Source organism: Cytophagaceae bacterium (assembly GCA_016722655.1).
Taxonomy (GTDB): domain Bacteria; phylum Bacteroidota; class Bacteroidia; order Cytophagales; family Spirosomataceae; genus Leadbetterella.
The window spans coordinates 1-23588 of record JADKIR010000002.1; the positions used below are offsets into that span (position 1 = coordinate 1).

At 31.0% G+C, this 23588-nt stretch carries 31 protein-coding genes; 3 read left to right on the forward strand and 28 right to left on the reverse strand.

Annotation, left to right across the window (positions count from 1 at the left end; genetic code table 11):
• Positions 1-457 precede the first annotated feature (457 nt).
• Both IPP61_00160 and IPP61_00165 read left to right on the forward strand, forming a co-directional pair.
• Complete coding sequence (locus tag IPP61_00160; GenBank protein MBL0323592.1) at positions 458-922, forward strand: hypothetical protein; 465 nt, start codon at positions 458-460, stop codon at positions 920-922.
• A 941-nt stretch (positions 923-1863) separates the two neighbouring features.
• Positions 1864-2037 (forward strand): hypothetical protein, encoded by a 174-nt coding sequence (locus IPP61_00165; GenBank protein MBL0323593.1) that lies wholly within the window; start codon positions 1864-1866, stop codon positions 2035-2037.
• Between the two features lie 1867 nt (positions 2038-3904).
• Here IPP61_00165 and IPP61_00170 read toward each other — a convergent pair.
• From IPP61_00170 to IPP61_00250, 17 genes are all read right to left on the reverse strand, one after another.
• The gene (locus tag IPP61_00170) at positions 3905-4099 is read right to left on the reverse strand and encodes a hypothetical protein (GenBank protein ID MBL0323594.1); all 195 of its coding nucleotides are present in this window, start codon (positions 4097-4099) and stop codon (positions 3905-3907) included.
• 148 nt (positions 4100-4247) lie between these two features.
• Positions 4248-4784, reverse strand: a complete 537-nt coding sequence (locus IPP61_00175) for a hypothetical protein (protein MBL0323595.1) — start codon at positions 4782-4784, stop codon at positions 4248-4250.
• 189 nt (positions 4785-4973) lie between these two features.
• Positions 4974-5240 (reverse strand): hypothetical protein, encoded by a 267-nt coding sequence (locus IPP61_00180; GenBank protein MBL0323596.1) that lies wholly within the window; start codon positions 5238-5240, stop codon positions 4974-4976.
• Positions 5237-5434, reverse strand: coding sequence for a hypothetical protein (locus IPP61_00185; protein ID MBL0323597.1), 198 nt, complete (start codon positions 5432-5434; stop codon positions 5237-5239). The genes IPP61_00180 and IPP61_00185 overlap by 4 nt, the downstream gene beginning before the upstream one ends.
• A 157-nt stretch (positions 5435-5591) precedes the next feature.
• Positions 5592-5783, reverse strand: coding sequence for a hypothetical protein (locus IPP61_00190; protein MBL0323598.1), 192 nt, complete (start codon positions 5781-5783; stop codon positions 5592-5594).
• A gap of 5 nt (positions 5784-5788) precedes the next feature.
• Entirely contained in the window at positions 5789-7285 is a 1497-nt protein-coding gene (locus IPP61_00195) for an AAA family ATPase (protein MBL0323599.1), read from the reverse strand.
• A complete protein-coding gene (locus tag IPP61_00200; protein ID MBL0323600.1) occupies positions 7285-8163 on the reverse strand; it encodes a hypothetical protein in 879 nt (292 codons plus the stop codon). The genes IPP61_00195 and IPP61_00200 overlap by 1 nt, the downstream gene beginning before the upstream one ends.
• Positions 8154-8639 (reverse strand): HNH endonuclease, encoded by a 486-nt coding sequence (locus IPP61_00205; protein MBL0323601.1) that lies wholly within the window; start codon positions 8637-8639, stop codon positions 8154-8156. Before IPP61_00205 ends, IPP61_00200 begins: the two co-directional genes overlap by 10 nt.
• A gap of 33 nt (positions 8640-8672) precedes the next feature.
• On the reverse strand, positions 8673-8831 hold the full coding sequence (locus IPP61_00210; protein MBL0323602.1) for a hypothetical protein: 159 nt from the start codon (positions 8829-8831) through the stop codon (positions 8673-8675).
• A 54-nt stretch (positions 8832-8885) separates the two neighbouring features.
• Positions 8886-9044 (reverse strand): hypothetical protein, encoded by a 159-nt coding sequence (locus IPP61_00215; protein ID MBL0323603.1) that lies wholly within the window; start codon positions 9042-9044, stop codon positions 8886-8888.
• 55 nt (positions 9045-9099) lie between these two features.
• Positions 9100-9420 (reverse strand): hypothetical protein, encoded by a 321-nt coding sequence (locus IPP61_00220; GenBank protein ID MBL0323604.1) that lies wholly within the window; start codon positions 9418-9420, stop codon positions 9100-9102.
• A 4-nt stretch (positions 9421-9424) separates the two neighbouring features.
• Positions 9425-10483: a DNA (cytosine-5-)-methyltransferase gene (gene dcm / locus IPP61_00225; GenBank protein MBL0323605.1), complete on the reverse strand. Its 1059-nt coding sequence runs from the start codon at positions 10481-10483 to the stop codon at positions 9425-9427.
• A complete protein-coding gene (locus IPP61_00230; protein MBL0323606.1) occupies positions 10480-10734 on the reverse strand; it encodes a hypothetical protein in 255 nt (84 codons plus the stop codon). Before IPP61_00230 ends, dcm begins: the two co-directional genes overlap by 4 nt.
• Before the next feature lie 4 nt (positions 10735-10738).
• Positions 10739-10972, reverse strand: coding sequence for a hypothetical protein (locus IPP61_00235; GenBank protein MBL0323607.1), 234 nt, complete (start codon positions 10970-10972; stop codon positions 10739-10741).
• Positions 10972-13284 carry a hypothetical protein gene (locus tag IPP61_00240; protein ID MBL0323608.1) on the reverse strand — a complete coding sequence of 771 codons (2313 nt, stop codon included), beginning with the start codon at positions 13282-13284 and terminating at the stop codon, positions 10972-10974. Before IPP61_00240 ends, IPP61_00235 begins: the two co-directional genes overlap by 1 nt.
• A gap of 92 nt (positions 13285-13376) precedes the next feature.
• Positions 13377-13607: a hypothetical protein gene (locus tag IPP61_00245; GenBank protein MBL0323609.1), complete on the reverse strand. Its 231-nt coding sequence runs from the start codon at positions 13605-13607 to the stop codon at positions 13377-13379.
• 18 nt (positions 13608-13625) lie between these two features.
• On the reverse strand, positions 13626-13895 hold the full coding sequence (locus IPP61_00250; protein ID MBL0323610.1) for a hypothetical protein: 270 nt from the start codon (positions 13893-13895) through the stop codon (positions 13626-13628).
• Between the two features lie 195 nt (positions 13896-14090).
• Here IPP61_00250 and IPP61_00255 point away from each other — a divergent pair, with 195 nt between their 5' ends.
• Complete coding sequence (locus tag IPP61_00255; GenBank protein ID MBL0323611.1) at positions 14091-14387, forward strand: hypothetical protein; 297 nt, start codon at positions 14091-14093, stop codon at positions 14385-14387.
• 482 nt (positions 14388-14869) lie between these two features.
• On the opposite strand, the gene IPP61_00260 is transcribed toward IPP61_00255, so the two are convergent.
• The 11 genes from IPP61_00260 to IPP61_00310 form a co-directional block, all read right to left on the reverse strand.
• Positions 14870-15328, reverse strand: coding sequence for a hypothetical protein (locus IPP61_00260; protein MBL0323612.1), 459 nt, complete (start codon positions 15326-15328; stop codon positions 14870-14872).
• Positions 15325-15528: a hypothetical protein gene (locus IPP61_00265; GenBank protein MBL0323613.1), complete on the reverse strand. Its 204-nt coding sequence runs from the start codon at positions 15526-15528 to the stop codon at positions 15325-15327. Before IPP61_00265 ends, IPP61_00260 begins: the two co-directional genes overlap by 4 nt.
• A 462-nt stretch (positions 15529-15990) precedes the next feature.
• On the reverse strand, positions 15991-16473 hold the full coding sequence (locus IPP61_00270) for a hypothetical protein (GenBank protein ID MBL0323614.1): 483 nt from the start codon (positions 16471-16473) through the stop codon (positions 15991-15993).
• A gap of 13 nt (positions 16474-16486) precedes the next feature.
• Positions 16487-16906 carry a DUF882 domain-containing protein gene (locus IPP61_00275; protein MBL0323615.1) on the reverse strand — a complete coding sequence of 140 codons (420 nt, stop codon included), beginning with the start codon at positions 16904-16906 and terminating at the stop codon, positions 16487-16489.
• 86 nt (positions 16907-16992) lie between these two features.
• On the reverse strand, positions 16993-18732 hold the full coding sequence (locus tag IPP61_00280) for a hypothetical protein (protein MBL0323616.1): 1740 nt from the start codon (positions 18730-18732) through the stop codon (positions 16993-16995).
• A gap of 86 nt (positions 18733-18818) precedes the next feature.
• Positions 18819-20027 (reverse strand): hypothetical protein, encoded by a 1209-nt coding sequence (locus tag IPP61_00285; GenBank protein ID MBL0323617.1) that lies wholly within the window; start codon positions 20025-20027, stop codon positions 18819-18821.
• 19 nt (positions 20028-20046) lie between these two features.
• Positions 20047-20913 carry a hypothetical protein gene (locus IPP61_00290; protein ID MBL0323618.1) on the reverse strand — a complete coding sequence of 289 codons (867 nt, stop codon included), beginning with the start codon at positions 20911-20913 and terminating at the stop codon, positions 20047-20049.
• 102 nt (positions 20914-21015) lie between these two features.
• A complete protein-coding gene (locus IPP61_00295; GenBank protein MBL0323619.1) occupies positions 21016-21408 on the reverse strand; it encodes a hypothetical protein in 393 nt (130 codons plus the stop codon).
• A gap of 18 nt (positions 21409-21426) precedes the next feature.
• Positions 21427-21702: a hypothetical protein gene (locus tag IPP61_00300; protein ID MBL0323620.1), complete on the reverse strand. Its 276-nt coding sequence runs from the start codon at positions 21700-21702 to the stop codon at positions 21427-21429.
• A 1-nt stretch (position 21703) separates the two neighbouring features.
• A complete protein-coding gene (locus tag IPP61_00305) occupies positions 21704-22534 on the reverse strand; it encodes a hypothetical protein (protein ID MBL0323621.1) in 831 nt (276 codons plus the stop codon).
• 1 nt (position 22535) lies between these two features.
• On the reverse strand, positions 22536-23462 hold the full coding sequence (locus IPP61_00310; GenBank protein MBL0323622.1) for a zinc finger-like domain-containing protein: 927 nt from the start codon (positions 23460-23462) through the stop codon (positions 22536-22538).
• Positions 23463-23588: the final 126 nt, after the last annotated feature.

Here is a 23588-nt window from a genome sequence, read left to right on the forward strand (position 1 = left end):
AAATTGCTTAAAAAATAAGTCCAAATATTATTGTTAAATCTGATTTTTTGAATCTGGGTATGGGAAAGGTGATTTTTTGACCACTGGAAATAATATCCAAGAGATCTGTGCGATATTAATTTAAGCCTTGAATATGTACTTTCCAATTTGATGCATTATATGACCTAAACTTTGACTTTGAAGGGAAACGTCGGTGATTGAGCCTGCAAAGTAATAATTCACGAAATGCAAGTTTTATAAATGCTACATGCGACTAAATAACGTGAATATGCAGACATTGGCCGGCTTTATTCGAGTCTTAAGTTGGATTTAGTACCCGGCAATGGAAAGTAAATTTAAAGGATTACAATACATAATTCAACAAGAACGTATGAATCAAATCTTTCATTTGGAGTCGTGAATTAAGTTTAGTTTCTGATTTTATCAGCCGGGGTATATAATCCGAAGAACAAAGGAGTTGCAATATGATGTAAATGAAAATCAAAAAGAACATAAATTTGATGAAAATATATTTTTGATTGCCACAGAAAACGGATCAATAGAAAGTATTACAAAATACAACCCGGTTGCAAATATCATTCTTTCCGGAGGAGTTTATAATTTAAAATACACTCCTTTGAATGTTTTACAATATAATGCCAGAAAATTACAATATCTTTCTGAAATAAAATTCGCATCCGGGGAAGGTAATATTTCCATGGTTATTGGTGGTAATTTTGAAAACAGTTCTTTTAATTTTGGCGAAAATATGCCTATGAAATGCGAATTTGATGCAGTAATAGATTTTGAAGAATTTAAAGAATTAAATGAAATTGGGATTGTTGCTTGTGGTGAAGATAAATTTATCAAGTGCGATGAAATTAACCCAGAATTTGCAGGGAATGGAAAAGGATTTGTAAATATTAAAGGTGAATTGATATGATCGGTTAGTAAAATCATCAGAAACAAATTTCAATCAGAAATATAAATGCAAAATTAGCGATAAATTAAGATTTCCGGTTGATGCATCTATGATGATTGGACGGTCAAACTATAATTTTAAGTTTTTAAATACGATATTTTGAATTGTACTGAATCAACAGAAATTGAAGTTTCAGACGGTCGATTAGTTCCTTTTTCGTGCATGAAAAGAGGTAGTTTTTAGATTAAGGGTGAAAGCTATGATTCAAACGGTAATAAACAATTTGCAATAAATATCGGAGGCGTAAAACTTGGTAAAACATTTAAATCAAAAGCAAATTAAGCTATCTGAATATATCACGAAAATTGTAAATCATTTCAATAAAGCAAAGGCTGGGATGTTGAATCAAATGGTAATATTATAAATTTCAGGCAATCAGATGATTGTTATAATTGTGGGACAAGTGTAACTTTCGATAGGGTGATTACAATATCCTAAACCAAATGCACCTTGTTTTGCAAAAAACATTTATTGCAACGGAGAAGTGATAGGGACTAAATGCTATTTACTAAATTTTACGGACTTTCAAGAAGGAAATAAATTCACAGTGGATGGATTGACTATTTTAGTTGAAAGCGAGATAGTGAAAATGATTTGAGATCTAAAATACATCCTGATTCTGAATATTATTACATTCAAAATGGTGCCACAATTGCGGTTAGTTCAGATAATGGATTGAGAATATAATTAATAAGAAATAATCCGAGAATTACTTTACCTTTTCAACGGATGCAACTTATGATTATTATAACAAAACTTTTGATGTAAGGTCCGGAAATGTTTTGATATAAATGGGTTCGAATCGTTGCGAACGATACGGATACACAAACGACAATTGATGCTTTTTTACGTATCTACAAATAGGTTTAGATTAGCAAAGGAACGTCAATTAATCCAGTTGTTTGAGTGGTAGCCGTTTGGTTTCAAATACAAATAATCCTGAAATTGAAGCATTATTAACAAAAACAACGGCAACTGCAAATAAAGACAAATATGCTATTTCTGTTTGTAATGATGTGGCAAGGGTAACGCCATACACTTTGGGAACCAATTATTATAGCAAAAGATGGCGATAGTTCAATTGATGTAGCTTATGGGTTAATTGGTGCCAATTCAAGCACTTTCTTACATTATTCGAGAGAAAGTACATTAGATTGTTACGCAACACCAGGATACTAAGAAAATGATTCAAACATAGCAGATGTAGGATTACTTTGCACTTCTGTTAATTGTTGCGTATAAAAGCATGATTTTTGGAATTTGAGGCTAAAGAATTTGGGTGCTATCAGGGAATTTTATTTAACCAGCATAATCAGAAATTGCCAAAACAACACTTATTAAGTGGTTAATGATATTGATGAAGATCTTGTAAGTTTTTCAAATGGAAACAAATACATACGGGCTTGAATTTGATAAAAATAGAGATATTACTCTTTGAGATTATATATTTTTGCAAGATGTATTTCCATTTCACGGAAGAATTAAACGAAAATTTAAATGGTGAAATAGTAAGGGGTAAAACGACAATTCAAAACAGACGTAATTTTGTAACTAAGCCAATTTCAAGTTTAGAACATAGTTTTTTGTTAAAATATTAAAGTGTGATTATCTTAATATTTCAGGTAAATTATAAAATGCAAGGCGAATATGATATTGAGCAACAAAGACAAGGAGTGAAGGACATTAGAAGTGCATCCGGTCTTATGGTTTGTAGATGGAAATATTGCATCAAACATTAAGAATTGTATTTCTAGGTTGTAGTTAATTCATAATGATTAACAATTAAGTCTCCTAGGTGATGGTCGTTCATAAATTCTACACGATCGCCAGTATTATATTGTTTTGCATATGTTCCAAATTTGCCGTTAACAACTTCAATAAAAACAACTTATTGGTATCCTGTTATTCTTTTAAAGAATATTCCAGTTTCTTTTTCATAAGTTACTTTATAAATTAAAGATACATATGATAATGATAAAAAATTTAAGTGAATTATTTTCATAACTTTTCAATTTCTTGTTTTACTGCATTCCAAAAATTCTTACGCAAACGACAATCATAGAAATCAAAACTATCACATTCCGATATAATGTCATTGAGATAAACTAAAGTGCATTGTTTGGCTAAATAAATTTCATCTTCCTGAACTAAATGATTATATACATCTGCTTTTCTTATATGTGTTCTGTATTTATCCAGCAACTCCTCTGCTTTCTTTTGTTGGGTTTTTCATTTTAATTTATTTTTGATTCTACAATATCTTTTAGTTTTACAGTTAATCTATCAAGGTCTATATAGGTAGTATTATTACATTCTCCTATAATTACGGCAATTTCTTTAATACTCAAACAGTTTTTATTTAGTACAATATATTCTTTTGCTTTTTCTAAAGTTGAAAAAAATATTCTGCGTGGATATAGTTCTGTTATATTGTCAGAAACAGTTAGGCACATTATTGTGTCTATTAAAGAAGGAGAATTTTCAACTGAAAAGACTTTATCGTCTATAAACTTACTTACACCATCGAAGGTGGTTAATATAAATCTGTTTTCTTCTTCAAATGTTATTATCTTTAATTGACCAATAAATTCATTAATGCTATTTAATTTATCTTTAGTCCTTTGCTAAACTATCTCTTGTTTTTGTAAGTAAGGTTTGATAACAGTAATTAATTTTTGTCTTTCTTTTCATAAAGTTCTATCAGAAAACTTATTTTTCATTTCGCTTAAACTCTTTTTATTTCTTTTTCCATATCTTAGAATGTTTAATGTTTAATTTAAAATTAGTGCTTCAAAACCGCACCAGCATACAACAAGGGCTATACAAAAGAGGCGGTTCGGTACTCCGCAGAAACATTTGTGGTTAAACAAACATTTGTACTCAGCATCAACTTTAGTGCTAACAATCGCCTCCTTCGTATAGCACCATACGTTATAGGGCATTTTAAGACCCCAACAACTCAACCTTTACAATCCTATCATCTTCTGAAAAGTTAATCGGACTATCATTAAAATTGTCTGAAATGAATTTGTAGGCAGCCATAGGGTCGCAATTAAATTCATCGTGAAATGTTTTTTCGTCAATCATGTCGGTGCAATCAAATTCAACCGTTACTTTAAATCCTATATTCTTTTCCATAATAAAAACGCCCTATAACATTGCATTGGCAAAAGCGGGGCGGAAGTGCTTTTGCTCAACGGTAGTACTTAATTTATCATTTGTGCATTAACAAGCGGTAGTACTTCAATTCCCTGCCTTCGCCAATGCATTGCCGTTAGCGTTCATACTAAGAACGTGCGTAACTTGCAAATTCTAAACCTCTATCACAAAACGATTTTACCATTGAGCAAACTAAACCGAATGACATTCCAGAGTGTCCTTGGTCTTCAATTATCTTTTTTGCCGCTTCTAATTCACAACCTGCATTTAGTTCTTTCACAATATCCAAGGTTGCTTTTAGCTCAAAACCTCTATATAAGTCACCCAATCTAATTGGTACACATTTCGCCCAAGTTTCGTGGTATTTTTCGGCAAGTATTTCATTACCTTTTTCAATCCATTCTTTTGTAAGTTTTGGTATGGCTTCTTCGTGTCTTTTCTTTTCGGCTTCATATTCCAAATGCTCTTTTTCACGTTCATCATCAAACTCAGCCTTTGTTCTGCCAGTAATTTTCTGATATGCCGAATCAACATCATCAATATCCGAATAAAGTATTTGTCCGTTAAATGAGCCACAAACTAAATCTTTATGGCTTTTCAATTCTTTCATTGCTGAGTTTATATCTCCAAACCCAAATTCAATTTTTCTATAATTCTTTTCCATTTTTTTGATATTTAATTGTTTAAAATTCGATTAAAAAAGTACGAAACGCTAACACAAGCTATAATCAATAAAGGTTTTAGTGGTTAATCCAACGTTTTAGCTCGCTCCAAGTTCGGTATATTTTGACAGGGACGAAGCCCGTAATCCTTTACTGGTCATAGCTTCAACGTTAGCTGCAAAACGTTATAATCAATTAAAAGGTAATCTGTTATTTTCCGGTACCAATGCATCAAACAAAATCTGCAAATGTTCTGATGTTTCAATTTTTGCAATTTTTATATCAATGCCTTTTTTTTCTATTTTCAAAACACAATCATCAATATTCATTATTAAAGTAGTTCCAAAACCTAACGGCATTTTATAATGAAATAATCCAGGATCAAAAAGTTCTTCAACAAAATATAAACTTTCAAGTTTTTTTCTAATAATCTGCTTTTTATTACTGTTGCGTTTCATTTCGATTCTGATATTAAAGTGTTTTGATCGACTTTTGTTTGATACTGGTTTATTTTAGTTTTATCATTTTCAGAAAAAACCGTTTTCGCAACCTCTACGGCTCTAAAATAGTCTTTCCCTAATGATTGTCTGCTATTCTCAATTAATCGCACCATTTTGGCTAAAATTGGCAAATCTGACTGTTTAAATTGCATTTTCTTTGTTTGTTTTGGTTAAATTTTTATTAAAGTGACAATTCCGGCAATAATTACGGTTGCAATTATAAATGTTGCTATTGTAATTAATCCTGAAAGTAGATATTCAGAATATTCATCTTGCTTGTTTTCTGTTTTCATTTTATTGATATATTTTTTATTTGATATAAACTTTTCTATATTTTCCACTTGTCATAAATGTATTGCATTCCGATAATTTCCAACCGTTTTCTTTCCAAATTGAAATTTCGTTTTCCGGGATTCTGTAATCTGAACTACTAACAAAAGTTAAATCTTTTTTAGGTATATTCCTTAATTCGGTTACTGTTTTTACATTTGACAAATCCATGATTTTTAAAAATTTACGTTTTCTGAATTAATTGATTTTGGCACCTCGCTTTCAAAACTTTCAATATTAGAATTATTTTGCATAGAATTATTATCTAAATTTTCCCGGCTTTCAACAATAGTTGAAATAGTAGGCAAAAAACGCATAAAACTACTATCCTTGCCTCCTTGTCTGTTTTTTGATGTAATTACTTCAATAAGTCCTTTTGTGCTTTCTCCTGTCTCCGTTTCAGTTATATTGTAATATTCTGGACGGTATAAAAATAACACTACATCTGAATCTTCCTCAATAGACCCTGATTCTTTAAGGTCTGATAATTGTGGTCTTCTGTCTCCTGCCCTATTTTCAACCTGTCTATTTAATTGTGAAAAAATGACAATGCAAATATCCAATGCCTTTGCAAGTGATTTTAATGACCTTGTTATTTGGCCTAATCCTTCATTTCTATTATCCCGGTCTAATTTAATAAGCTGCAAATAATCGATATACACTATATCAACGCCTTTTTTAGATTTGTCAATATTCTCGTTTTTATTTTTGATTCTCTTAATCTGGCTTGTTATGTACATTAAGTCAATACCTCCTGAATCGTCAATAAAAATATTATTATGAAAATTATTATGAATGAATTTTTCAATTACCAATCTTTCATCATTTGTGAGGATATTTTTATCAAATTTATAACTTTCAATTTGAGTTCCTAAAGAAAATATTCTTGTAGTAACTTCTGATGCCGGCATTTCAAGTGAAAAAATAACAGTCTTAAATCCTACTGATGCCTGGTGATATGCTTCATTAACCAAGAAAAGAGATTTACCCATTCCCGGCCTTCCTGCGACTGTATATAAATTCCCTTTTCTATATCCTCCTGTTAATTGATTTAATTGCCTAAATTTTGATGGAATACCTGGCAACTCGTTTTCTTTTCTTTCTGAAATATCTTTGTATGATTTTGTTGCAATCGCAATAAAATCAGTTTCTTTTGAAAACTTAAAAGTCAATAACTCGACTATTCCTTTTTGAACTTCATCTATAAGCTCAAATACATCTGAGGTACTATCATAAGACTTGTGAGTTATTTTTGTGCCTAATGTAATTAACTGTCTTTTTTTTGATAATTCAACAATATACAATGCAATTTGTTGCATATTTTTAAACGCCCAATATTTAGATGTATATTCTGCTATTGTCCTTGCACCTCCAACGAATTCAATTTCTCCAGTTGATCTCAATTCCCTAACTACTCCAAGTGAATCACATGATTGTCCTTTTTTGTGTAAATTTATAATTGCTCTATAAATTGTTTGATTTTTTTCTGAATAAAAATCAAATTCATTCAACATATCAATTACATTAAACAATTCGTTTGGAACTGCTATTATAGTGCCAATGATGTAATTTTCTTGCTCAATATCATACGGCATTTGCATGCCTTGATAATCAGCAATATTTTTAACTTGCTCACTTAGTGATTTATCATATTTTTTATAATCTTTTGCCATTAGTCAATTAATCCGTTTTCTTTTCTAAATGCTATTTTTTCTTCTTCTGTTGGCTCTAATGGCTTTTCGTAATGTTGTGTACTTGCTACTATTTTTGGGGTTTCATTAATGGATTTTTCTTTATTTGCATAATTCCCTTCCATGACTTTAATAAAGTTATTTTTGTTTGAAAAAAAGTCAAAAGTTAATACAAATCCTTCTTTTGTTTTTCCTGTTAAAAAATCTGATTTTAAAGCAATATTTAAAACCTCTGCAAATTTTTCTTTTGAAAATTCACTAAATAAAATTCTCAAAGACTTTTTTCTTTTATCGGTAAGTTTGTCGATTTTTGGAATTAATGATTTTTCAACTTTCTTATTCCAAAACAAAATAAAATTTTCATAGTCAATTTTAATTCCATTTTCAATTTCAATTTCATTTTCATTTTCATTTTCATTTTCAGAGTTTGCTTTACTTTTTGGTTTAGCAAATTTTCTTTTAGGTTTTTTATCCTTGTTTTGAGTTGAAATACCTCCTTTACTTCCTGAAATAGACCTCTTTAAGCTAATGTCATTGTCCTTAACCATTCTCTTTTGAATTAAAAAATCATCTCTTATTTCAAGTACTTTTTCATTTAAAAGCTCCTCAATTGATTGTTCTATTTCACCCAAATTATAAGGCAAACTTTTAGCAAGTTGTGTAGCAAAATTTAAACTTTGCTTTTCTGTTTGCTTATATTTTTGCTTTAGCAAAATTTTTCCGTAATCTTCTGATTTGTGCATCAAACACATAATTCTAATGTAAACACCAGTAGTTGAAGCACTGCATTCAATTAACTTTTCATCAGTCATAAAGTCCTGAATATATAGAGGTAAATATGGTTGGTCTCTTAATGCCATGGTCTTTCTGTTTTATGTAGTTCAATATGGCATCCCTTACAAAGAGTAATCCCGTTAGATAATTCAAACCTAAGGTTTTTATCTATTGAAAAAGGTATTATATGATGAGCATTTAAAACTCTTCCTTTTTTGTTACAAGATTGACAAATAAAGTTATCTCTTATAAATACGGATAATCTCCATTTTTTATATTCTGAGCTTGACCTTATTAAGTTATTTTCATCAGAAATTCCTCCTTTCCAATTCCAATGACTTTCTTTTATCTGTTGGTCATTTTCCGATATTAATTCTGAATAATTACCTAAAGCATTAGAAATGTTTTTAGGTAAATTAATATTTATTTCATTTCCTAAGTAAATATTAATTAACTCTTTGAAAAAAATATCGCTTTCAATAGAATTAAACTCTGATGTTACTTTAAACCAATTTTTCGTATTTAATAAAAAAGGTTTATTAATATTCTCTGAATGAATCATTTTATAACTTTAAAATTTTTTAACAAAAAAAAATTACTTGCTTAAATCTACAAATTTAACTCCGTCAATTTCTGTAAACTTAACTTGACCATCTTTCTCTAATTGATATATCCTTTGTGGTGTATATCCTTTTAGATTAGCATAATTTTTGACCGTTTTTAGTTTGGTCTTATCAACTTTTAATGATTCCATACACAAATTTACTTTAAAGGTTTCAAATATAAAAACATTTCCCTAAAATTTATTTTATAAATGGTCAATTTCTATATTTTCCCAAGTTTTACCGTCAATTGAATATTGGCCTCCGTTGAAAATCATTAAATAATCATCTGACCAATTATTTTCGTATTCATACCAATTTGTAAAAAATGGAGTTCCGATTTTTGGAATAATTAAATATTTCATTTTTCCCTATAATTTAAAACATTTTTTTATAGAATTTACCTATAATTTGTAACATCTATTTTCTAAAATCAACCTCTTTTGAGTTCTTTTGAATATCTTTATAAATAGACTTTGCAAGTTCAATATTTTCATTTTTTAAAACATGAACCTGAAAAACATATTCCCTGCCAAATTTATTTTTACCGGTTTTTTCGATGTTGTCAAATGGTAGATTATGTTTTAATTTCAAATCTGATATTCTTGTCCGAAATCCTGGCATCCAAAAAAATGAAACAATTGATACATTACTGTTGGTAATCATTTCAAATAATACCTCCTGAATTGCTGTTTTTGGAGGCTTTAAATCTTGACTGAATAAGTTTGGTTTGTTTTTCATTGTTTTAAAGTTTTGATAACCATTGTTCATATATTTGAGTTGCTATTTGTGCGGTCATGACTGGGGGGACGGACATACCACACATATAAAACGCCTTCATATCCTTTGTATCGTAATCAGTCGGAAATGTAGCACCTAATAGATATTCAAGATTATTCAATCTTCTTGGTATGTCTGAATGATATACTTTGTTTTGGCTTGCAAGTGTTGGCAATACATTTTCTTTACTAACTTTTATATCATTAAAAAAACTCCCATTGCTTTCTGGAACACTTGACAAACTTTCACCTGCAATACATTTATACCACAATTTCCCGGCAACAGGTGGTAAGTCTGTATTCATATCTTCATTATCTGATATTTCAGAAAATATAATTTTTTGTTCTTTAAATTCCAAGTTCAACTCTGGCAAAATATCAAACAAATTCATTTGCTTTAAAAAAGGCTTTGCCAAATCTTTACGCAATGCAATAAAAAATACACGTTCACGCCTTTGTGGTACACCCATTTTTGAAGCATCTAATAACCAATGTTGGCAATGATAACCAGCTAAGTTAAACTCTTTGTATATTTGCATTACATAGGCTTTTGCTTCACCTAATAATAAGCCTTTTACATTTTCAGCAACCACAACTTTAGGTTGTAATTTCTTTGCCAAATCAATAAAATCAAAAAACAAAGTGTCTAAAATCTGTTTTTGTTGACCCTCTCTAAAAATCTTATCTTTGCCCCAATCTTTTTCACGATTACCAGCCATAGAAAAACTACTGCAAGGCGGTGAACCATCCAAAATATCTAAATTGTAAAGTTCATCAGGTAAATCAGTTCTTAATTTAAAAGTCTGTATTGGCTCTAAATAAGCATATTTAGGATTATGATTAGCTTTGTATGCTTCAATCATTTTAGGGTCAATCTCATTGCATCCAATAACATCAAAACCTGCTAATTTGTAGCCCATAGTCGAGCCACCGCCACAAGCAAAACAACTAAAAACCGTTCCTTTGTCTTTTGTAAATACAGCATCTTTTAAAGTCCATTTATATGGGAATCTATGTTCTTTCATACAAACATCTTTTTTAATTGATCAAAGTCAAAAACACAACCGGCAAATGTTTTACGGCTTTCCCCTTTTGCACGTTTTGGATCAAACATAGTAATTGTCATGTTGTTGCCATTTTGACCAGGGTAAGTATGAAAAACAGTGTCAATCTGAATTTCTAAATCCCCGGATTTGTTTTCTTTAACCAATTCCGGATGGTTTTCAATAAATTCATCCAACTTGCTTAAATTTAGCTTTCCTTTACAATAGTACATATTTTTATAAAATTATTTTAGTTAAAATTAAACCTGATAAACCGCCAATCATAGCACCAAATGCATATATAAATTGGTCTTTTTTAGTCGCAATATTTGCTTTTTTTACATTAGTTACCCAAAACCATGATATTAAAAAACCAAACAATGCAACTCCAAAATATAAGCCTTTCGATAAGCATATTGTATTTATGCTTACCAAAAAGACTTGAATAAATGATGTTTTGAAAATTTGCATTAGAATAGTGTTAAAACGGATTCATTTTCATCAACTGCAGCTTTATGATTTTGGGCATTAAGTTTAAAATAACTACCTTTTAACTCAATTGAAATAGATTTTCTTTTCATTTTCAATGACTGAAAACCCTCTGAACCAATACCACCAAAAGGACTAAAAATAGTTTCTCCCTCATTAGAATATAAATGAATTACCCTTTCTATTGTATCTAATTGTAATGGTGCAATATGTTTCTCGTCATTTCCATCACGGCCCGAACGATATTGCAATGTTCTTGAATAATCAATATCATACCAAACTGGGGATGCATATTTTTGCCACAAATCTACTGGCAGATAATTTGGTAATTTTGGATCAATATCCTGGTGTTCAATTGGTATTTGATTTTCTCCATCATTTCTAAAAAACAATATATAATCCGGAATACCTACCCTACTCATTGAACTGTCTTTTTTGATAGTTTTGTGAAGTAATCCCAATGCTTTTGTTCTTTGCATTTCTGTTACTGGATTTTTCCAAATTGTAACCCTTGAATGATAAATAAAACCATTTTCTTGAAACCAATCAATCAGCATTCCTGAAAAGTCACGTAATCCAATATAACCTTCTTTCCCTTTCTGAATTGGCAAATCCATGCAATGAACGGCACAAATCCTGCCCGGTTTAAGTATTCTTTTTATTTCTGGAATCAAAAATTTAAAATGTTCTTCAAATTGTTTATAGTCAGAAACATTTCCCATATCATTAGGACTATCTGAATAAACATACAATTCCGCAAAAGGAGGAGAAAAAACTGTTAAGTCTGCTGAATTATCAGCTATTTTTTTTGATTCTTCTACGCAATCACCATTAAACAATTTATAATCTTTTGTTTTAATTTCTTTTTTCTCAATCATAACACTTGATTTATTTTTTTTATAGTCTGTTAAAGCTGAATATTTGGCCATTTCACGAATCATTTCTTTATGTTTTGATTCCTTTTCAAGTATTGATTTCCTTACATTTAACTGACTTTCCGGCACCAATAAATGAACATATACTTTTCTTTTTTGACCAAATCTGTATTCTCTCCTTACTGCCTGATAAAATGATTCAAATTTAAAATCGTAAGAAGTAAAAATCATATTACAAGCATTTTGATAGTTCATACCAAATGATGCAATTGAAGTTTTAGTAATCAAAGTTTTAAATTCATTATTAGCAAATCCGTTTAGGTGTTTTGCTTTAAATTCTGGCGAATCAGATCCTTGGACATTTATAGCATCTTTTGATGTTTTTTTATCATATCCAATTGATAATTTTTCACCATTCGAAAGTGTTCCTGAAATTTCAGTTTCTTGATAAAAAGAATTTAAATGTTTTTCTAAATAATCTGATTCTGTATTTCTTAAGCACCAAACTATCCATTGTTCATTTGAATTTTGAACTAATTCAATTGTTTTTTTCATTCTTGCATCAAATGAACGGTTTAAATCTTGATGTATATCAGTTGCAGAAACTACAACATCACCAAAAAGAGTATTTGTATTATTTTCAACATGAATTAAATGCTCAATAAATTCTATTTCTGGCAATTCATAACCACAACCATCATATCCAAGCGTTTTAGGATTATCAATTGAAAGTGACCATGAACAAACATATTTCCAAAAATCATCTGTAGCGTGTTTTCTTAATCTCCATTTACTTGTTTCTCCTCCATCGTGAACAAAGTACATTGCAAGCATTTCTAAATAGCTCATAGCTCCTAAAAACTCACTATGTTGACCTAATTCCATATGATCGTTTGGTGAAGGCGTAGCGGTGCAAGCTAATTTGTAAGGAGTATTTTTAAATGAAGAAATAATTAATGATGATGTGGCACCGTCCCGGCCTTTTAAAATAGAACTTTCATCTAAAACAACTCCAACAAAAACAGAACAATCAATATTTTTTAGTTGGTCATAATTAGTTATAAATATTCTATTTTCATCTGGCATAATTACATCATTTGGATTTAGTTTAAAAACTTCTATTCCAAAATGATTTCCTTCATGTATTGTTTGTTCAACAACTGCTAAAGGTGCCAATATCAATATAGGTTTTTGATATTTTTCTGAAATTACCCTTGACCATTCTAATTGTTGAAAAGTTTTCCCAAGCCCGCAATCTTCAAATAAGGCAAAACGCCCTTTTCTTATGGCAATCTTAATTGCATATTTTTGAAAGTCAAAAAGCAATGGATTCAATTCCGATTCTTCAATTTCAAAACCAGATTCAATGAATGTTTTTTGTTTTGATTTCAAAAACTCCTGGTAATCGTCTTTTTTCATTCGTTATAATTGTTTGATAAAAAATAAGTTATGCAAAGTAAAGCATAACTTATTGAAATAAAAAATATTTTTATGTATTTTTTTTGTTATTTTTATTCTTTGAAAAAATCAGAAAATTCAATTAACCTCAATCCAGATTGTTTTTGATAATCTGAACTTCCTACACTTCCCAAAGAATAATCTAAGTTTGGTATAATTACTATTGATGTTTCAATTTCTGCCATTTTTGGCACAAAATCTAAATATAAAACTTCATCCGATAAAAATTCCTTAACCTTATTAAACTGATTCTTATTTCTTATAATTACTGATAATCCAGTCATATATTTATTGTTTAAAATTTATTTACGAAAATCTTTTAGCATGGCCTTTATTTCAGGCTTTTTAAAGTAAATGCTCATTCTCAATTGTGATTTCTCCTGGAATTTCTGATTAGGGAAATTTTCATTTATAATCTGCAAAAAGTAAGACTTTGAAATTTTAGCCTCAGAGGCAATATTTTTATACATAATGCCTTTTTCAGAATTGAGATATTTAACCCGGCTTAAAATATCGTCATGCGATAAGAGTTTCACGGTTTCAAGTTCTGATGACGATTCTTTGTTTTTCATGTTGCAAATTTAATACTAATTTTGAAATAAAAAACTATTTTATAATATTTTTACTTTTGTTTTAAAAAATATAACATTTTATTTTTTAGTGTGGATTTTGTTTTGTTGCTTTGTGGTTGATAACGGTTTCAGGCTTGGCGATGTTGCCGAACACAAAAGTTAATTAGAATTACAAAACTTTAAATTATAGATAAAATGTCAAACGAAGAACTGAACGGCAATATAGCCAAACCCGTGTTACCTGCTGTGCTTATTTGCGATTGCAGTAGCCGTGAACATCAAATAATCATTGAACACGACAATGAGGATAACTTAATCTATTGTTATATTCATTTGGTAAAACACGGCTTTTGGAGAAGATTGAAAGCTGGTTTAAAATACATTTTTGGTTATAAATGTAGATACGGTCAATGGGATGAATTTATATTGAAACCTGAACACGCTAATCAGCTTCGTGAATTGTCGGAGTTGTTGTCACAGCATAGCAGGTAACGATTAGTACATGAGCAGGCGGGCTATGCTCTTTAAACCCGAAATACTAAGTGAAGTATCAAGCCCGCTTGCTTATGTATATTGTTATAGGGCGTTTATTTTTTCAATATATTTTGATAGGTGATGAAAAAATAGATACATTTAATAAGCATGAGGCATTAGAACACGCTGAATTTATATCATATTGTTTTAATAATTCAGAAAAAATAATAAATTGTAAAAAATAAAGAAAATGGAACATAGGAAATTTTGTGAACCAATTATTAGCAGGGGTGCTTTCTTTTCAGCTTTCAATTTGAAAAAGGCAACCAAAATGACATTTTTTGAAAAAATATTTCTTTTTTTTATAAAACCAAAATTTGAAGTTGACGAAATTCAAAGAACTACTTTGAAGTATAAAATATTCAGAGGGAAAATTTATATTTTGGATCATTTTATTAATCCGCCTAAATATTTTAATTGTCGGCACTCATTAGTATATGTCAAAGACTATCACAAGGAATAATCTTAATCTCAATCAAATCTTTTCCAAATACCTTTTTGGTAATAATCTTTGTACGGCATGGCATTTGTGCCTCATATTGTTTATTTAGCCTATTTAGGAAAAGATTTTGTTTTTGCAGTTGACCAATCAAAGATTTACTCAAAGTGCTATCCTCAATAATCTTTGTATTCAAGTTTTGCACCTGGATTTCTTTGTTATTCAAATTAAACTTAAAAATAACCAAAGAATCTGTTTTTAGGCTATCAGAATGAACCAAACTCTTATAGTCCTTATGATTGTGTGTAATTTCAGTTTTAATGCCTTGAATGGCTTGTTTTGTCTTAAAATATATCCAAGTAACTACTCCAATAAAAAAAGCAATCACAACAATAGTAATAGCATTTTGAACGCCTTTAGTCACCGGCCCAAATAATCTTTCAATCAGTTTTAGTTTCATTTTAATGTTTGTTTTATGTTTTCGTTTTCTAACCTCATTTTTTCATTCTCAATTTCAAATCTTTTCCTTTCAGCTTTTCTGATTAAATATTTTTCATAATGGATCAGCGAATTTACAACTCCCCAGATTACAAACATAATAAACATACCTAATGACTTATTCCTGTCAAGCATAGCTGTTTGCTCTTCATAAGCTTGCATCAGTGTTTGTTGATTTGCTATCCAAAATAAATAAAAATTGGAAAACTGAAATTAATGAATTTTGCAAAAAAGTTGGTTAAAATAAACGTCCCCATTTTTTTATAAATATTTGGATTTCCTGGCTTTTCTGATTTTAAAATAATATTTGATTCCATAAATTACCATTGATCCTAAAGTTATCGTTGGCACAAATACTTTTATTCCTTCATAATCATAATCATAATATCCTATTAATTTTAGGAAGTTATAAAGAGAATTTGCACCTGAAGAAAAAAAAAGCCATCCAAATAAACCAATTTTTATTTGGATAGCCCATTAATAAAAAACAAAATGCCAAAGGGATAAATGTGTAATAAAATAATGTATCAATTTCGCCACCACTGAAAAATAAATGATAAACGATATTGATATAAATTACTATTATTGCACCTATCTGGAATATTATATGCCTTTTATTCATAATTATTTTGGAGGCTTAGGAGGATTTGACTCTCCGTCATTATCCCCTTCGATTGATTGAATATTTTGATTATTACTAAATGAAGCTCCTTTAAAATATTCTTTAAATTTACCCCGGAATAAACTCCATGCAACCTCCCAAAATGCACCAAATCCAACAGCCAAAAGAGTTGTTGTTTTGCTTATTTCGCCATCAAATAAAAAGCTCATAAATACCATTGTTGATACTGGGCCTATTACAAGTTCTAAAACCGTGAGTAAAACAGATTTTCGACTAATTAAAACTCTTTCCGACTTTGAATTTTTAATAGTCATATAAAGACTTATTGCATTTGCAAGTATCGTTCCAATGAGCCCTAAATACAAAAAGTCAAGATGCATATTAAATTTATCCAGCCAATTATAAAGTGCTGTTATCAATATGTAGAAGTACAAAGCAAACTGAAGCCCGGCTTTAACAGTTGCATCAATAAAGAAGTCTTTCATTTTAAATTATAGTTTAATCAATTTTTAATACTTGCTTTCTGTTTCTTTTTTCATCGTATGAAATATGCACCCATCCATTAGGCTCATATTCATTTATTAATTGGTCAAATGGTAGATTTAAATCAATAATAAATCTCATTAAGTCTTGATTTGTCATTCCATCTACTTCAATATCTGCAGCCTTTCCTTCTACGTGTTGGCTTTTTTGACTTTTAGAACCAACAGCCTTATTTGTTCTTTTGCACCTGAATCCAGAAGTAATTCTTATTGGAACTCCTAAATGATTCCGTAATGGCTGCAAAATATTAATGCAAAGTTTTCTAAGGTTTTCAACTACGGCCTGGCTTGGGGTATATTGTTCTACAATCTTTAATCTATTTGCAGTATCCGAACGTAAAAGCTCATTTAAAGTAAAGTTTTTGCTTAAATTCATAAATGATTTTTTTTATTTACCCAAAATTAAAAGAAAAAAGGCTTAAAAAAATAATTCTAAGCCTTTAAATTATCGCAACAGGAATATTACTTTAAAATATTTGCTAAAATTTTCAATTTACTATCGTCAATAGTGCCATCGTTGTTTAATCTTGGAACTAACGCCCACTGTCCACACTCCAACATTTCAGAGTAAGAATAAACATTTACAAACGGCAGCTTATCACCCCATTTCTCACCCAGCTCCGCTATCATCTTAAAATGATTCTCAATATCCTGATTAGTAGCCTCATGAATAGATGGTGCCTGAGGCTTAAACTGAAACATATTCTGAAAACCTAGCGTGATCGTCGGGATAACAGTATTACCCGCATTCAGTCTATTTTCCAGCTCCGACTTATGAGCTGATATATGCTCAGCTTGGGTATAAGGTCTATTAGGTCCCGATATCGGTGCCGTATAAGCCCCAAGTGCATCAAATCCACTCGGGCGATCATAGTCATAAAACCACGTATGGTCATGTATCAAAAAAACATTTGGCACCAAACTCTTTAGCAAATCCACAAACACAGTCCGCCTCACCTCACCATTACACCTCACAAACCCATCCGCAGGCTCCAATCTCACAGGCCCTGTATAGCCTTCATTCTCCTTCCAGTAGCTTTCATTTGGTTCAACTACCCAATGAGCTCCCGACTGCAAAATATATCTCTCGGTACTAAACTGCGTTCCCCTCACATCGTTAATCCATACGACCGGCCTATTGTTGTATTTATAATAATATTTGGTTGTCATTTCTTTAGCAATCTTCAACACCATGCCCTTATCAAGGTTATTCAGGGTATAAGCGTATTGAACTTTTTCTTTGAACGGTGACTTGCTTGTCAAATAAAACCTCGAATGCTCGCTTATAATCGTATTATCCGCGTACAAAAAGAAATTAAACGCCTTTACTCCGGCACCCGAAGCATATTCAAGATCCTTGTCAAGCGAGGCTTGCGTGTAGTTAAAATCAACAGTCGCAGTTCCGTTGACACTTATATTTTGACCGTCGCGATAATCAGTCATTGTAATCGTCCTGGGCTCATGGTAAGATCCCCAAAATGGCGGCTTTTGATTATACAAACTCAATCCAAACCTATTACGGCTCGGCTCATTTACTAGCGGATTATATCCATTAGGATTACAACTCCCAACACCCGGAGGGCAATTCACATAATCTCTTGTAAACCCATTCCAATAGCTCAATATCACATCTAATTTAAATTTATATTCATTCCCCTGAATTTTATTTTTATAAAAAACCCCATCTTTAAAAAAATAATTTGTATTTAATTTTAAAAACGATTCGGTAGGGAAATTTTTGTAAGGGAAAAGCCCATTTAAATTAGTTTCAGGCACTGATGTGTCTATTTTTATATTACCTAAATTAAGATTTGAAATTTTTACATTATCCTTTAAAATGTTTATTCCGGATATTGCATATTCATCTCCGTTCTTATAATTTCTTAATAAGTAAAATTTTCCATCTAATCGCCATGCTTCAATATCCATGTGCAATCCTGTAATTTTATCATCCCAATCTGCAACTTTTTTAAAAATTACTTCATTTGGCGGTGAAATAATAACTACTTCGTTAAACTTGTTATCAATCTCAAATTTTCCTTCACGATATAAATACAATGATTTATCCTTTTTTTGATAGTACAGTTTGCCCTCTGACGGCTTTTTTACATTAGAGGTATCTTTTACCACGTTTTGACCAAAAGACACCACAACGGCAAATAAAACTAAAATTAGAACGAATAAGATTTTTTGTTTTTTCATGATTAAAATGTTTGTTTTCACAATATTACAAAAAAAAACGGCCAATCTTTCAAAAGGCCGTCTTAAAATAACAATCAAAAACCAGATCAAGGAGTTACTCCGTTATCAATTTTGTATTGGAAAATACCAGTTACTCCATCTGTATTTGCAGGGGATGTGACAAAATTATACTGCATAGAAGGAACAAACGTCAATGCGAATGCCGCATTTCCGCTGTTATCACAATCTTGCTCAATAAGCCTTAAATCAAAAATCATAGCAGGATCGCCATAATCCTGAATATAAGCAGGGTCATCAAATCTAAATTGAGGCTCTACAATTCTAAATGAACCAAAAGTAGTAGCTTTGATTTGATTTTTCCCGGCAACCAATTGCATATTTCTCCATTTGTCAATATTCAAGAAAACAAATGTTTCAGGCCACAAGACAATGATATTGTTTGCTTCGGTTTCACCAAGGGCAGCGGTTAATTTGTCAGAGTAATAATACTCATAAGGTGAATTAAGCAAATCACCATAATTTAAACCAACATCAGAACAGCAAGCAATTTCAAGTTTTTTGAAATATCTTCTCATGTCCAGGCTATCGGTTATGATAATTGGCCTTCCACTTAATTGATGCACTAATTGAAGTTTGTCAACTTCCTCGGCAAAGTCAGACAAAGGAGGATTGTTTAGATTGTTTACATCAAACAATTTTATCAATTGAGCATCAGAAAGGAATTCGCCTGCATTATCAGGATCTGGATAAAGTTTATTGGCACCTACACCCGCAGCAAGTTTAGTTCCTGCATAGGTATCAATATGATTGATAATTTTTCTAACACGGTCTGCAAGTTGACCATTGATGGTATTTCTTCTATTTCCTCCAACGTTAGAACGAACTCCATGTTTTCCGGCAAATTGGGCTTCAACAGCATCATATTCGGCACAAATCGCATTTGCAGTTGCATTTGTGATTTTGTATCCCAATTCAGCATATTGGTTGATGATATACTTAACCCTTTCACGTTTTGACATTGTTTCAGTTCCCCCACAAGTGGCAGAAGTCACAACATCATCTTCAGTAAGATCACCAGCTACACGAAAATCAAGATTGGCTACTGGATAACCATTCTCATCGTAAGATACAGTTCCATCCTCTCTTTCAGGATATAAAGCGGCTCTAATTCTCGCATTTTGCGGAGAAAGGGCGGCACGCAAAAGCCCAATATTTGGCATATTTACACCAGCAGCCAAAACAGAATCGTCAAGATTTTTGACTACTTTTTGACAGGTAATTGCTAATTCCGACATTTATTTAATTATTTGTGACTCAGTTTCCATTTTTTGCTCTGATTCTTTCAAATACTCCTTTTTTAGGGTCTTTTGAAAAATCAATATCAATTTCCACTGGATCAGGTACATTACTTTTTTTCTCGTACTTGTACTCCTTAATTACCGAACCAATAGCCCAATCGAGATTTACCTCATCATGAGTTTTTGTAGTAAAAGGAGTTTTGGTTTCTTTGTTTAAAAGTTTTTCGGTTTCATGGTCAACTTCGATATTGTTTTTCGCTAAGAATTCATTCAAATCCGCCTTGAAGTTTTCGGCAAAATGTCTTGACGTTTTAAAGTCATCCGCAATATCAGTTCTCAAAGTTAACAATGTTTGGAGTTTCGTTTCAAACAAAGTTTTTTTGTGATTTGCTTCCTGGTCTTTCATCTTTTGGATGTGGGACTCATCAGCCGTTTTCATTGAATCTTTCAACTCTTTGATTTCTTTTCTTAATGCTTTTTCAAGGTCAGCATCTCCATTTCCTTGTGCTTTACCTAACTTTGTTTCGAGCTTTTTCTTTTGAGTTTCAAATGCCTTTCTTAGCTTAGATGGCGTTTTGGCCTCATTTTTCAACTCTTGCAATTCGGAATCGTCCAAACCTTCACCAAGAATTTCAAGAATTTGAGCATCAAAACCGTTTAAAGTTTCGGTTTTAACCTTTTGAGTGATTTGTGGCTCTAAAATGTTTCGTGCCGTATCAATATTGTGTAACGATTCCAGCATTGAATCATAATCTGATTCGTCAATTTCGATACTTGATAAGGCCGTGTTTTCTAAAGCCGCCTTAATTGTTTTTCTGTCATCGGTATTGAGCTTCGCCCTTTTCACAATGTCAGTTAAGAGATTTGCTAATGTTTTAGCCATGATTTTAAAATTGATTTGTTAAATAAATTAACCAGTGATTTGCTTTTCAGCCGTAAAATTTTTTATAAAAATAGTATTGTTTAGATAATTTTTCCAAACAAATCATTCTTTTTCTTCTTTTGGTTTTCTTCCTGCCTTTTTCTTTTCCGTTGATTCTTCTGTTTTTTCAGGTTCTGAATCAGTTACTTTGTTTTCAACTTCTTCTTTTTGAGGATTAAAATCAATTACAGTTTGATTTGTTTTAACTCCTTCAATAGCTTCAGCTTCTTCTAAAGTTAAAACCTGTCGAATCGTTTTCCCTCCGATTTTCCTGATAACCTCATAAGCCGGACCAATGATTTTAATGGTTTCATCGGTTTTAATAACCTTTTCGGCATATTCCTTACCAAGTGCCTTCCTTTTTGTTTTTGAGCTTGTAACTACTTTCCCATGCTCATTTATAAATCCCGTATTTATCGTTTCTTCCACGATAACCATATTTTTTAATTCTTTCATAAAATTTATCGTTTAAAATTAAATTTCGTTTTCTTCTTCTTTTTCTTTAAAATCAATCTCCTGACTTTCATCAGCAATTTCAGTTTCTTTTGTCTTTTTTGACTTTTCTTTTTTAGTCGAAATTGATTCCTGAACAATGACTTCTTCTTTTTCGGCTTTAATTTCCTCATAAGTCATTCCGTGGACTTTCATAAACTTTTTGTTGTCATTAATCCACGTCTGATTAGTTTTGAATGTTTCAGGTTGAACATTTTTCAAAACCTTTTTTTTGGTAACTATAAATTCTTTTTCCATTTTATTTATTAAGTTTTTGATACAAATTCTTTGAAATTGGCCTTAATGTATGTCGGCAATTATATCCTCCTCTATACACAAATATAGTATTTTTATCAGTTCCAGGTATTTTTCCTGCCCAATTCAACTCCGGCCATGACTGAATTTCCTTTTTTGTAAAAACTTTGCCATATCTTGAAATGCAAAACTGCCGGCTTGTTTTCATTTTTGTTCCGGCATAATAATAGTATTCAATACCAAGATCATTGCTTATCTTTAATTGATAAGTCTGTGTCATTTGGTATAATGAATCAGTCGTAATTTGTTCTACATACCTGGTTGTAATATTTGCCTTTGAAAAATAATCTTTTAAGTATGCCCGAAGTTCTTTTTTTGTGATTCCGGTCATATTTAAATCATAGATTTTGTCAACGATTTTATTACTCACAATTTGACTTATTCCGGCACCTGTTAGAGATTCTTTCAAATAAAGTATTGATTCTTTATATATTTCACGGTATAATTCTTTTTTGTATGCCGAACTTAAAGCCGAAAAATACTCATTTGCGATTGCAACTATTTCTTTATACCCGGTTAATAAAGTCAAATATCCATCGGCAATAGCTCCGTTTTGAATAGTCTTTGCAAGTTCATCACGGAATTTATTAATTACTTTATTCCTTTCAAGTCTGGAAGTTAAATCTAAGTCAGAACTCAAAGTATCAATAAAATCTAAAATAGAATTTTGAATTTCTTTTGAAACTTTTAGATTGAAATTTTCAACAAAAGCAAATACCAAACCTTCAAGTTTGGCATCTATTTCGTCTAATATTTTCAAATCTTGTTCATCCATTTTATATCACTTCAACTACTGGCAACGTTGGCATTTGTGGCCTTTGAGATATTAATTCATTGGCATATTTTACAAGAATATTCCATTTTTCAACCGCCTCCATACTTTCCCATTTCATTTCTTCTCTTATAGCCCGATCAATAAACGCTTTAAAATTGGCTCCAATAATGTAATAAGTTTCAGAAAGTCCATTTGTAGAAGTTCCAGCACCGCCACCAAACAAGCTAATAACATCCGAAACGCTCATTCCTAAAGTCGGATTTAAACTTATTTCATCAATAATATTTTTTGTTTCTTTTGAGTTGTCACCAAAAACCAACTTGCAATATTTCAATTCTAAAGACTTTACAATTTCGGCACTCATTCCCGAATCTTTAGCGGTTTTTATTTCAGCTAAAACCATTTCAGGTGACATTACATCAAATGAAATTGGAATAGTTATTTCCGGTATTCTTACAAATTTTTGATTTTCAGCATTTATACCAAATAATTGAGCGTCAATAAACTTATAAATAGGAATCAGAATATTTTCAATCAAATGCCTACCTTCTGAATATATCCTTTGAGAAAATTCAAGTCTATTATATTGTTTTGAAAGACCAGATTCTGCTGAATTTAAATCTTTTTTACGCAATATTCCAAAATCAATTGCATCATAAGCATCGTCAACATGATTATAATATGCCTTTGTCAATTCCTGAACAGCTGCAATATTTCTTGGTATAAAACCACCTGGAGAATTGAAAGGGAATTTGCTTTGATCTTTAAGAAAATTATCCTCATAGGTATCAATCAATAATACATCAAGATTGCCCCATGATAAAGTCCCGTGACCGTCACAAGTTTTACATTTGGCATTAGGGCTCTCTAAAGTAGGTATTGTTTTTCTGCCATTGCAAGTAGGGCATTTTTTAGGGACATTTGCCATTCAAGCGTATGTACATGATGATTCAGCTCAATTTCAATATCTGAACTTCTGGATATAGCCTTTTTAAAGTCAGGCAAAGAATCAGATAGTAAAGATTTAAATAAAACATTTTCACTTGAATCAGTC

Excerpts from the sequence above, each read along its gene's own strand:
- IPP61_00200 (MBL0323600.1), bottom strand. The coding sequence starts at position 8,163 with ATGGCATTAAGAGACCAACCATATTTACCTCTATATATTCAGGACTTT.
- IPP61_00305 (MBL0323621.1), bottom strand. The coding sequence starts at position 22,534 with ATGGATGAACAAGATTTGAAAATATTAGACGAAATAGATGCCAAACTT.
- IPP61_00280 (MBL0323616.1), bottom strand. The coding sequence starts at position 18,732 with ATGAAAAAACAAAAAATCTTATTCGTTCTAATTTTAGTTTTATTTGCC.
- IPP61_00240 (MBL0323608.1), bottom strand. The coding sequence starts at position 13,284 with ATGAAAAAAGACGATTACCAGGAGTTTTTGAAATCAAAACAAAAAACA.
- IPP61_00295 (MBL0323619.1), bottom strand. The coding sequence starts at position 21,408 with ATGAAAGAATTAAAAAATATGGTTATCGTGGAAGAAACGATAAATACG.
- IPP61_00205 (MBL0323601.1), bottom strand. The coding sequence starts at position 8,639 with ATGATTCATTCAGAGAATATTAATAAACCTTTTTTATTAAATACGAAA.
- IPP61_00265 (MBL0323613.1), bottom strand. The coding sequence starts at position 15,528 with ATGCAAGCTTATGAAGAGCAAACAGCTATGCTTGACAGGAATAAGTCA.
- IPP61_00190 (MBL0323598.1), bottom strand. The coding sequence starts at position 5,783 with ATGGATTTGTCAAATGTAAAAACAGTAACCGAATTAAGGAATATACCT.
- IPP61_00250 (MBL0323610.1), bottom strand. The coding sequence starts at position 13,895 with ATGAAAAACAAAGAATCGTCATCAGAACTTGAAACCGTGAAACTCTTA.
- IPP61_00175 (MBL0323595.1), bottom strand. The coding sequence starts at position 4,784 with ATGGAAAAGAATTATAGAAAAATTGAATTTGGGTTTGGAGATATAAAC.
- IPP61_00300 (MBL0323620.1), bottom strand. The coding sequence starts at position 21,702 with ATGGAAAAAGAATTTATAGTTACCAAAAAAAAGGTTTTGAAAAATGTT.
- IPP61_00255 (MBL0323611.1), top strand. The coding sequence starts at position 14,091 with ATGTCAAACGAAGAACTGAACGGCAATATAGCCAAACCCGTGTTACCT.
- IPP61_00260 (MBL0323612.1), bottom strand. The coding sequence starts at position 15,328 with ATGAAACTAAAACTGATTGAAAGATTATTTGGGCCGGTGACTAAAGGC.
- IPP61_00310 (MBL0323622.1), bottom strand. The coding sequence starts at position 23,462 with ATGGCAAATGTCCCTAAAAAATGCCCTACTTGCAATGGCAGAAAAACA.
- IPP61_00195 (MBL0323599.1), bottom strand. The coding sequence starts at position 7,285 with ATGGCAAAAGATTATAAAAAATATGATAAATCACTAAGTGAGCAAGTT.
- IPP61_00185 (MBL0323597.1), bottom strand. The coding sequence starts at position 5,434 with ATGCAATTTAAACAGTCAGATTTGCCAATTTTAGCCAAAATGGTGCGA.
- IPP61_00270 (MBL0323614.1), bottom strand. The coding sequence starts at position 16,473 with ATGAAAGACTTCTTTATTGATGCAACTGTTAAAGCCGGGCTTCAGTTT.
- IPP61_00285 (MBL0323617.1), bottom strand. The coding sequence starts at position 20,027 with ATGTCGGAATTAGCAATTACCTGTCAAAAAGTAGTCAAAAATCTTGAC.
- IPP61_00210 (MBL0323602.1), bottom strand. The coding sequence starts at position 8,831 with ATGGAATCATTAAAAGTTGATAAGACCAAACTAAAAACGGTCAAAAAT.
- IPP61_00170 (MBL0323594.1), bottom strand. The coding sequence starts at position 4,099 with ATGGAAAAGAATATAGGATTTAAAGTAACGGTTGAATTTGATTGCACC.
- IPP61_00290 (MBL0323618.1), bottom strand. The coding sequence starts at position 20,913 with ATGGCTAAAACATTAGCAAATCTCTTAACTGACATTGTGAAAAGGGCG.
- IPP61_00245 (MBL0323609.1), bottom strand. The coding sequence starts at position 13,607 with ATGACTGGATTATCAGTAATTATAAGAAATAAGAATCAGTTTAATAAG.
- IPP61_00215 (MBL0323603.1), bottom strand. The coding sequence starts at position 9,044 with ATGAAATATTTAATTATTCCAAAAATCGGAACTCCATTTTTTACAAAT.
- IPP61_00230 (MBL0323606.1), bottom strand. The coding sequence starts at position 10,734 with ATGTACTATTGTAAAGGAAAGCTAAATTTAAGCAAGTTGGATGAATTT.
- IPP61_00235 (MBL0323607.1), bottom strand. The coding sequence starts at position 10,972 with ATGCAAATTTTCAAAACATCATTTATTCAAGTCTTTTTGGTAAGCATA.
- IPP61_00275 (MBL0323615.1), bottom strand. The coding sequence starts at position 16,906 with ATGAATTTAAGCAAAAACTTTACTTTAAATGAGCTTTTACGTTCGGAT.
- IPP61_00180 (MBL0323596.1), bottom strand. The coding sequence starts at position 5,240 with ATGAAACGCAACAGTAATAAAAAGCAGATTATTAGAAAAAAACTTGAA.
- IPP61_00220 (MBL0323604.1), bottom strand. The coding sequence starts at position 9,420 with ATGAAAAACAAACCAAACTTATTCAGTCAAGATTTAAAGCCTCCAAAA.
- dcm (MBL0323605.1), bottom strand. The coding sequence starts at position 10,483 with ATGAAAGAACATAGATTCCCATATAAATGGACTTTAAAAGATGCTGTA.